We start from the raw sequence: 239 nt of genomic DNA, 5'->3' as shown, positions 1-239 counted from the left end.
AATATTCCCTCCGTCTGTTTATCACCGAGGAGATTATGCGCGGCTTCCCGTGAAATCGTGTTAAAACCATTTACGACAATCACCGCGCCGGCCACCACACCCACCGGCGTCATCGAGGACATCATGACGATCCCACCAAAGATGGCCGCACCGGCCACCACGACGTCGACCGCTGAAATGATGTAACCCACAATTTTGTTCTCGTCCCGGACAACCTTCACCTCGGCATAGAGTTTTGC

Annotated in this window: 1 protein-coding gene; it reads right to left on the bottom strand. The window is 54.0% G+C overall.

Translation table 11 applies throughout. From position 1 onward, the window contains the following. Positions 1 to 239: DUF4225 domain-containing protein (locus RTW80_RS30655; RefSeq protein ID WP_312722020.1), on the bottom strand; the 239-nt coding region annotated here is incomplete at both ends.

The sequence above is a fragment of the Escherichia sp. AM3 genome (assembly GCF_032029835.1).
In the GTDB taxonomy this organism is placed as follows: domain Bacteria; phylum Pseudomonadota; class Gammaproteobacteria; order Enterobacterales; family Enterobacteriaceae; genus Escherichia; species Escherichia coli.
This window is presented reverse-complemented; position numbering and strand designations above follow the sequence as displayed.